Raw genomic sequence first — 8959 nt, 5'->3', positions numbered from 1 at the left:
TTTGCGCAGGTAGGCGCGGTTACCGCGAGAGGAGTACGCCTTGTCGCCCGCGACCGCGTCGGGGCGGGTGCGTGGCCGGCCGACCGGGCCGCGGACGCGGACCTTGTCCAGTACGGGGATGAACCGGGGGCTGTCGGCGGCCTGTCCGGCGGTCAGGATGATCGCGAGGGGGCGGCAGCGGCGGTCGGCCGCGAGGTGGACCTTGCTGGTCCGGCCGCCTCGCGAGCGCCCCATCAGGGCAGCCTTCAATCGGACCCGGTGTCGGCGCCGGATACGTCTTCGCTCCTCGCGGGCGGGGTCGGCACTCTGTCCGGCTTGTCCTTCCGGGCTGCCCCCTTTAACCGGGCCTTCTCCTGTTCGGCGGCGGCCTTCTCCAGGGCGGTCAGGGTCTGGTCGTCCAGCTGCATCCCGGCCGCGTCGTGGTGGGCTCGGACCGTGGTGGAATCCACGCTGACCAGCGACAAGTCCACTCGGCCCCGCTTGGCGGCCTCGGCGAACAGGCCCTCCAGCAGAGCCTCGAAGACCCCGGCATCGCGCCACTGCCTGAAGCGGTTGTGCACGGTGGACCAGGCGCCGAACTCGGCGGGCATCTCCCGCCACTGCGCCCCGGAACGGAACTTCCAGATCACGCCCTCGAACTGCTGCCGCAGAGTAGCGGGATACGGCCCGTACTCGCCGATCGGCAGGTACGGCCCGACGTACTCCCACTCCTCATCACTCAGTTGCGCACGCGTCATACGCCCCTGACTACCGGATTCGTCCTCGCCGTGAGGGCGAATCCCACACATTGATCATGACCCGATACACGCCCTAGTACATCCTCCCCGGCGGCACGCATTCGTTCGGCCTGGGCCGCCAGTGGGCCGCGCAGACTGTAGGAGACATCCGACAGCTTCCATGACGTGCGGACATGGAAGCCGGACGTCATGTGGTGTTCCCGGGAGCGGATGAGGTGCCGGTGGATGTGGACGGCGGTGCCAAAAAGCCGGTGCGCCTGAACTCGCGCAGGTAGGTGTCGAGCAGCCCGGCGTCCACGGGCGGGCAGACGAGTCCGCTGTCAGCGATTGCAGCGTCGGTGTTGTGGCGACCGAAGGTGGGGAAGACCCCGTCGGTGTACATCTGCTTGACCGAGACCTCGCTGTCGTGCGCCGGTTCGACGAACATGCCGACGTATGGGGCCATGGGGTGGTCGGGCAGCCGGGCCGTCAGATCGGCGAGCATCTCCGTCCACGCGTCGTAGGGCACGGTCCGCACGGGATAGCCCATCGCGGTCAGGCGTTCCACGAGGAGGGACAGACGGGCCGCGCGGGGGTTGGTGAGATGATAGACGCGTCCGTCGGGTTTTTGCTGGGTGATGATGTGTGTGATCGCGTCCGCGGTGTAGTCCACCGGTACGAAGTCCAGCGGCAGGGCCATATCTGGGGCTAGGCCGGTTTCGGCGATGGTGCGAAACAGTGCACACATCATGGTGTCGGTGTTCCACGTGCCCCGGTCCACGGTGCCGGTCACCTCGTAGGGGCGATGGATGGCGACGGGCAGGCCGCGTCGTCCGGCCTCGGCGACGAGGTTCTCCGCGACCCATTTGGTCTCGGGATAGCCCAGGGATAGGCGGTCAGCATGGTCAAGCGGGGTGTTTTCGTCGACGTGTGCGACGCCGGCGGTGCCGAACCCGGCGATCACCGCGATGGTGGAGATGTAGTGGAGCGGTTTGGTGGTGTGCTCGCCTGCCAACTTCAGTACCGTGCGGGTGCCACCGACGTTGATCGGCGCGAGCGCTCGGTAGGGGTAGGCGAAGTTGACCCGTGCGCCGCAGTGCACGATCAGGTCGCTCTCCCGGGCGAGCTGGTCCCAGTCGTTTTCGGACAGACCGAGGTGCGGCTCGGCCAGCTCTCCGGGGACGGGGACGACACGGCCCAGTAGCGGTTCGGGGGCGAGGCCGTAGCGCCGCATCCTGGCGGCCAGCCGTGCGAGGGCCTGTGGTGGGTCGTCGGCGCGGATCAAACAGTGCACTCGCTCTACGCCCTCCCGTAGCAGCCGGTCCACGAGGTAGGCCCCCAGGAATCCGGTTGAACCGGTCAGCAGTACCTGCCGTGGTGTTTGGAGAGTGGCCGTCGCGGGCGCGTTGTAGTGCAGGTCCGGGTCGAGTCGGCGCTCGGCCGCGAAGTCGGTGTCCGCATCGGCGGATTGCTCGTGACCGGCCAGCAGGTCCCGCACCGTCGCGGCGAAGTCTCGCAGGGACGGGTCGGCGACCAGGCTGCGGATCATCTCCCGCCCGAAACCGACCGGTACCTTCAGCCGTTCGCGTACCGCGGCGGTGACCTGTGTGGCCCGAAGCGACGTACCGCCGAGAGCTAAGAAGTGCGCGTCGCGTTCGATCGTGTCCTCGTGGAGGACATCGCGCCACACTCCAGCGAGGGTCTCCTCCACTTCTCCCTGGGGCGCCTCGTCGCGGGCCGCCGGCAGGGCGGCGGGCTTGGCCAGGGCGGAAAGCGACCTGCGGTCGACTTTGCCAGTGGAGGTTAGGAGGAGTGCGTCTACCAGCACGATCCGCGTCGGCACCATGTAGCTGGGCAAGCGGTCGCGTACATGCTCGTGCAGGTGAGCCGTAAGGTCCTTCTGCTCACGTCCACTGTGCGCCACGACAGCGGCCACCAGCCGCTGCCCCGCCCCCTCACCGACGATGTCGACCGCCGTTTGGTGTACGTGGGGATGCGTCGACAGCACCGACTCGACCTCGTCCAACTCGACGCGGTAGCCGCGTATCTTGACCTGGCGGTCGCGCCGTCCGATGAACTCGATCACCCCGTCCTCACGCCACCGTGCCATGTCGCCGGTGCGGTAGAGCCGTCCACGTATCTCGTCGGGGCTCCACTGGTCCTCGACAAAGTGTTCCGCCGTCCTGCGCGGGTCGCCGAGGTACCCCAGCGCCACCCCGTCCCCGCCGACCCACAACTCGCCCGTTTCACCGGGGGCGGCGACCGTGCCGTCCTTGCGCACCACGTAGGCGGTCGAGCCCGCAACGGGCACTCCGATGGGCACCGTCTCGGCCTGCGGGGACAGGTCGTCCACCCGGCATACGGTGGACAGGGAGGAGTTCTCGGTGGGCCCGTAACCGTTGAGGAAGGTGCCCGGCCGGCCCTCCGCCAGGACGGCGCGTACTGCGCGGGGGCTGAGCACGTCACCGCCCGCGACGAGAAGACGCAGTCCGGCGAAGAGGTACGGTGCGAGGTGGGCGTGCTGGTGGAAGAGGCCCACGCTCATCCACATCACGCTGACCTGCCGTCCGCGCACCACGTTCTCCAACGCCTGGGAGTCCAGCAGGTCCAAGCCCTGCGTGAGGAGGAGGCAGGCGCCGTTCAGCAGGGTGGCGAAGATCTCGAAGCAGGAGACGTCGAACGTCAGATCGGTGGTGGCGAGAACGCGGTCGTCTCGACGGATGCGCAGTTCTCCCGCCCCGTGGGCCAGCCTGGTCTGGCCGCGGTGGGGACACACCACTCCTTTGGGCGTGCCGGTCGATCCCGAGGTGTAGATGACGTACGCCGCCTCACCGGCGATGCGTTCGCGCCACCACCGCTGATCGGCTTCCTCGGGAACGTTGAACAGGTCGTCGACGGAGATGGCGGTCGTAGAGTCCGGTACCTCCACGGGCTCGTCCGCGCCGTGCACCGCCACCCGGGCGCCGGCGTCCTGAAGTATCCGGTGCAGCCGGTCGGCGGGCTGGTCGGGGCCGAGCGGGAGGTAGACACCGCCCGCGTGCAGGACCGCGAGGATGGCGGCCACCGCCTCCGGGGACCGGCGCATCACAACTGCGACCACGTCCCCGGCGCCAACGCCGTGCGCTCGCAAGGCTGTGGCGCCGCGCCGGACTTGTGCCGCCAGCTCGCGGTAGCTCCACCCCCCGTCCGCCCATTCGATGGCGGTTGCCTCGGGCCGGGCGTCGACCTGTTCCGTGAAGAGGAGAGGAATGGTGGCCGTCCGGGAATAGCTGGTGGACACCTGGTTCCAACTACGGGCGTGCCGGGGTGGGGGGGTGGGGGTGGTCTCGTCTGGTGTTGCCACGCCGACTCCTTGGGTTCGGTTTGGGTTATCAGGTCGTTGTCCTGCGGCGTCGCCCCCGGCGGAGGGCTGACGCGGTAACACGAAGGGGACGAAGGCGGGATCCGCCGCCGCTTCGGCGGCGAACTGGTGGTCAGCCGACGTGCGGCTCCGCATGCCGGTCGCGCCGTCCAGCGGAGGACCGTGCCCTCCACTGGGAGCCGACGGGTCGTACGGCCCGTTGTGCCGGCGGCGAGCCCGTGGACGAGGGACGTGGATCTCGATCGCAGGTACGTCGTCCGGGGAACCGTGTCCGGCTGGGCGAAGATCGCGCCGACCGCCCGTGCGGACAGGTTTCGCACCTCATCCAGCGTGCAGCCGTAGAGCGAAGCCGGCAACGCGCACAACAAGTGCTCCACCGAGGAGGAGGGCAGCGACCACGAAGTCAGGACGTCGTCGAGCGTGACGTCCCAGGTCATCCCGCCCAGCTCCCACCGCGCGGACTTCTCGGCAGAGCGAACCATGGCCCGGTACGTCGGCCCCTCGGTCGTGACCGGTCGTACCGTATCGGTAGAGTTCGGCGGCGGAGACCCACAGAGCCGAGCGCGCGTGCTTGTGGAAACAACGCGAGAGGCCTTGGTCGCAACAAAATCCTCTGCCGCAATACCCGCTGACGCCGCGACGTGCCGCCAGACCGGAGACACCTCGATGGGTGTCTCCCGGACACCAAGGTCAATGACACGAGTACCGCCGTCTGCGGTTGTCTGGACGGACTCCGCGTGGCCGTTCCTCCAGCAGAAGTACCTCGTGGCTCTCGTCGAGCAACCACGCCAGCGTCAGACCCGCAATCCCACCGCCCGCTATTCCCACCCGCACGGCCGTCACCCTTGCCGGCTTCGCGGCCCCGCAGCGACTGCGGACGGCGCCCGCTCCGGCCCAGCGGCGAACCGCCAGAAACCGTCGAGGCCAGCCAGTAAAAGCTTGGCCACCGACGCGGTGTGGTCGGACGTTTCGCCCTCACGGATGCCGTCCTTCACGACGGTGGCGGCCAGGTCGAGCAGCTCCGAAGGCGCTGGCATGCTGTAGTGGTCACGGAACGCCTCGGGCACCTCCGCGCCCGCGTCGGTCAGCATCCGGACGAGTTCCCGACTCTCCCGCGCGTAGGCCGCGAAATCTGACCGCAGCGCCAGTGCAGCGGCAGCGGGCCCGGCGTGCAGACACATCCAGGAAACAGCCATGGGAAAGGCGAACGCGTTGACGTCCTTGGACGGGTCGAGAGCGGAGACGGGAGGCGAGCCCAGAGCCTTCGCGCACCGGTCGAGGCTAGGCTTGACTATGCGCAGGGCGGAATTCAGCCCGGAGAAGAGATCAGCTGCCGTCCCGCTGGGGAACCGGGCGAGAAGCACCGCATAAGTCAGCGTCTCGGTCTCGAGGCACAACTGGTCAGCCTGCACCATGCGACGAAGATCTTCTCGACCCACCCGGCCAGCGCGGGCTGATCGCAGCAGTGCGTTATCACGTTGACTGGTGATCTGCTCCTGCTCCACGAGTAACTGGGCGGCAGCAGACGCGGGACCGGCATTCATAAATTCCCTCCCCAGTATCGTTTCTTTCGCCGTTACGTACAACCCGAGTGCCCGGTTCTCGAACCCGGAAACAGCAGAGCATTAGGTACCTTCGATACGGCACCAGGTCCTTTGGTGCCCCCATCAGTCCGCGCCACCGTAATGGTTCACCGGCTCTTTTCATCGCACTCACGCCACAGTTCGGCGCAGGGTCCCAGTACCGTCCAGTGGCAGCAGGTGCTACAGGGACGCAGGTGTACCAGTGAGGGCGAACTGACAAAGGGGCGGAACTGGATCCTGGGTTCGCCACCCCGCCAGAAAGGGAATAACGGCTCCGTCTGCACCGCTTCCCGACGTCAGAATCCCTGCCCCGTCTATGAGCGACAGACTCACCCCGGAGGATGTCGTCATGCCCGACGAGGAAGAATTTTGCCACCACGACATCGCGTGCAGTCTCCGGGTGCTGCTCCGGGAGATCGAAGAGATAACCCGTCTGTTGCAGATCCTGGTGCAGGAGAATCAGTCAAATTCCGACCTACCTGCCCCCGCGCCGAAGCTATCCGACAACGACATAGAGTCCCTCACGGATCGCGAGAACGAAGTTTTCCAGCTGCTTTTGACCGGAATCTCGAACCGTCAGATAGGTCGCAGACTTGGCATAGCCGAGCGTACGGTGAAGAACAATTTGCATTCTATTTACCGGAAGCTGGGAGTATCAGGCCGTGCCGAGGTAATCTCTCGGCACTTCGGTGCGCCGACGCGACGCGACGGGTTTAGCGGTTAGTACTCCAGCTGTAGATCGCGATCTTCATGTCTGGGCGGCTTGTCGCTGATAGTGGCTGGCCTGGGATCGGGCCTGGTGGCGGCGTCGCCAATGGGACCAGTCGAGCCGGTGGGTCGCGTCGTGGACGGGCCGGACGGCGAGCGCGGTGAACAGGTGCTGGATCTCGTTGCAGGTGAGCGGTATCAGCCCGTCCGGCTTCGAGTGGCGGGCGTGTTCGTCGGCGCGGACGACGGTGAGGAAGGCGTGGGCGAGCATCGCGAGGGTGACCCAGCGGTGCCAGGACGTCCAGCGTCTGACCTGGTGCTCGTCCAGTCCGGCCAGGCCCTTGCCGGACTGGAAGGTCTCCTCGACCGTCCATCTGCGCCCGGCGACCCGCACTCACGCAGCCGCTCGGCATGGCCCAGTACCTCAGCTCGCGCAGATCGCTGGTCTGTCCGAGGAGTTGTCCGGGGCCGAGGAGCGGCTGGCGCGGTTGCAGATCGCGCGGGAGACGGTGGAGGAGGTGCTGGCCGCGCCGTCTTCGCCGGTGCCGGGCTCGGACGGCGCGGGTGGGGGTGACGGCGGGGTCGCCGTGGCGCTGTTGAAGGCCGAGTCAGAGCTGGATGTGACGGTGATGTCGCCGGAGTACCGGGAGATCATCGCCTTGTTCGCGACCTCGGGAGCGGCGATGCGCTGCAAAGAGGTCTGTCGGCAACTGGGGCTGGGGACCGAGCCGCGGCACGTCGAGGGGATGCGCTCGAAGCTGAAGCGGCTGGTGGAGCGCGGAATCCTGGCCGAGCCTTCGTCCGGGCTGTTCAAGGTCGACGGCAGAAAGCAGGGGTGGTGAGCGTGGTGAGGCCGTCCGACGGTGCGCTCGCGGAGTGTGAGGATGCTTTCGCCGCCTCGGCGGGTCTGTTCGCCGCGGCGTGTGCGGAGTTGGCGGCTCCGGAAGCCGCGGTGATGACGCACGCGCGGTTGGAGGACCTGCTGGGTGCGCGGATGCGCGAGGTCACCCGGCAGTTGTTCCAGGACCACCTGACCCTGCGGGCCAGGGACGAGGTGCGCCGTGAGGAGGTCGTGGACGCTGCCGGTGCCGGGCGCTCCCGGATCGAGCGGGGCCGGCGCCGGATGCTGGCCACGGTGTTCGGCAAGGTCACCGTGGTCCGGATCGCCTACCGCGGCACCAGGGTGGCGGACCTGCACCCGGCTGACGCGGTGCTGAACCTTCCAGACGCACTGCACGCGCACGGGCTGGCCAGGCTCGCCGCGATCGAGTCCGCCCGCGGCAGCTTCGCCGACGCCTGCGAGCGAATCAAACGCCCACACCGGCTCCGGCATCGGGCACCGGCAGGTCCAGGAACTCGCCGTCTGTCGGCGTACACGTGAACGTGCTCAGCTCCGTACGGATGAATGTGCTCAGTTCTTGAGGTGTTGAGGGAGGGCGCTCGGCAGTCTGCTGCTGTCGGTTCATAGTGGCGGAGGGCGGCTGACGATGGTCTTGGACCCGCATCGCTGGTTGGAGTTGCGGCGTTTTCGCGGTCTGTTGGAGTCCGGGGCGATGAGCCTGTCGGAGATTTCCAAGGAGACCGGCCTCAACCGCCGCACCGTCCGCAAGTACCTGACCGAGCAGGCGCCGATCGCGCCGCCGCAGCGGACGTCGAGCGGAAAGCCCCGTAGCCGGGTGGTGGACGAGGTCGCGCCGTTGATCGATGCGATGCTGCGGGCCGAGATCCTGATCAAGGGGGCCGTGGTTCATGAACGCCTCGTTGCCCAGTACGGCTTCACCGGCAACTACCAGCGTGTGAAGATCTACTTGCAGGAAGCCCGGCCGCGCGTCGCCGAGGAGCTGGGTATCAGTCCTGGTGAACTTGCCGGTCTGCACCGGCGGTTCGAGGTGATCCCGGGCGCCCAGGCCCAGATCGACTGGGGTGGTGCGACACGAGGTCGCGTATATGAGTGAACTCGCAGATTGGAGGCCGGTTATGCCGGCTGCGTAGTTCTCGATCAGTGTTCGAGATCGATCTCCGCCTTGACGTGCGTTCGCGGGTCCTGCCCGCTGAAGGTGCGAAGCTCAGGGAAGAAGCCCAAGGGCCCCCGATCCGTCAGGGGGAGAAACCGGGCAAGGAGAAGACCGGACGGACGAACGCGAGTGAACCCCCTGTGATGCCTCGTCATCGACAAGCCCGGAAAGACGGGATGAATACCGGGTGATAGGGCCTGGCCGCTGGAAGAGGCGGCGAGCTACGACCGGAGCCTGCCCCGTCGGTCGTGTGAACACCGCTGGTCCCGGGGTTTAGGGGGCGTCCTCCCCGGTCGCATCTCGTATACGCGGAACGTGGAAACCCCGTCGGGGTCCCGGCCCTGAGGCCGGGTAGGGCGATCGTGAGAGGGGCGTAAGCCCCCGGCGGGACAGGAAGTCCAAGAAGCGGATGCCGGCTGCCGGCTGCCGGCTGCCGGCTGCCGGCTGCCGAAAGGCAACGGGACTTGTGACACCACGGCCACCCCCCTCTCTGTCAGCCTTGGGTGAGACGTCCCGCTTCGTCGGGTTAGCCTGAGAGGGCACGATAGGAGAACCACCCCCTCATGACCAGCACCA

General features: G+C 67.5%; 6 protein-coding genes and 3 pseudogenes. 4 read left to right on the top strand and 5 right to left on the bottom strand.

Annotated elements, in window-relative coordinates; genetic code table 11:
- From B9S58_RS36915 to B9S58_RS36900, 4 genes and pseudogenes are all read right to left on the bottom strand, one after another.
- A pseudogene (locus B9S58_RS36915) lies at nt 1–737 on the bottom strand (IS5 family transposase); the annotation flags it as partial.
- Nucleotides 738–924: 187 nt separating this feature from the next.
- Complete coding sequence (locus B9S58_RS36905; RefSeq protein ID WP_181009584.1) at nt 925–4059, bottom strand: amino acid adenylation domain-containing protein; 3135 nt, start codon at nt 4057–4059, stop codon at nt 925–927.
- Nucleotides 4060–4767: 708 nt separating this feature from the next.
- Nucleotides 4768–4905, bottom strand: coding sequence for an NAD(P)-binding protein (locus tag B9S58_RS40405; protein WP_374935744.1), 138 nt, complete (start codon nt 4903–4905; stop codon nt 4768–4770).
- An 11-nt stretch (nt 4906–4916) separates the two neighbouring features.
- On the bottom strand, nt 4917–5492 hold the full coding sequence (locus B9S58_RS36900) for a hypothetical protein (RefSeq protein WP_103536195.1): 576 nt from the start codon (nt 5490–5492) through the stop codon (nt 4917–4919).
- A 517-nt stretch (nt 5493–6009) separates the two neighbouring features.
- On the opposite strand from B9S58_RS36900, the gene B9S58_RS40120 reads away from it, so the two are divergent.
- A complete protein-coding gene (locus B9S58_RS40120) occupies nt 6010–6384 on the top strand; it encodes a LuxR C-terminal-related transcriptional regulator (protein WP_308457945.1) in 375 nt (124 codons plus the stop codon).
- Nucleotides 6385–6408: 24 nt separating this feature from the next.
- Here B9S58_RS40120 and B9S58_RS36890 read toward each other — a convergent pair.
- Nucleotides 6409–6762 (bottom strand): annotated as a pseudogene (locus B9S58_RS36890) (IS701 family transposase); the annotation flags it as partial.
- Nucleotides 6763–6826: 64 nt separating this feature from the next.
- On the opposite strand from B9S58_RS36890, the gene B9S58_RS36885 reads away from it, so the two are divergent.
- The 3 genes and pseudogenes from B9S58_RS36885 to B9S58_RS36875 all read left to right on the top strand — a co-directional run.
- Complete coding sequence (locus B9S58_RS36885) at nt 6827–7210, top strand: hypothetical protein (RefSeq protein ID WP_258045257.1); 384 nt, start codon at nt 6827–6829, stop codon at nt 7208–7210.
- Entirely contained in the window at nt 7207–7749 is a 543-nt protein-coding gene (locus B9S58_RS36880) for a hypothetical protein (RefSeq protein WP_146063609.1), read from the top strand. Before B9S58_RS36885 ends, B9S58_RS36880 begins: the two co-directional genes overlap by 4 nt.
- A 106-nt stretch (nt 7750–7855) precedes the next feature.
- A pseudogene (locus B9S58_RS36875) lies at nt 7856–8293 on the top strand (IS21 family transposase); the annotation flags it as partial.
- Nucleotides 8294–8959: the final 666 nt, after the last annotated feature.

Origin of the sequence: Streptomyces sp. SM11, assembly GCF_002910905.1 — a bacterium.
Classification (GTDB): Bacteria; Actinomycetota; Actinomycetes; order Streptomycetales; family Streptomycetaceae; genus Streptomyces.
Note: the sequence above shows the minus strand (reverse complement) of the source record. Positions and strands in the feature narration are given on the sequence as shown.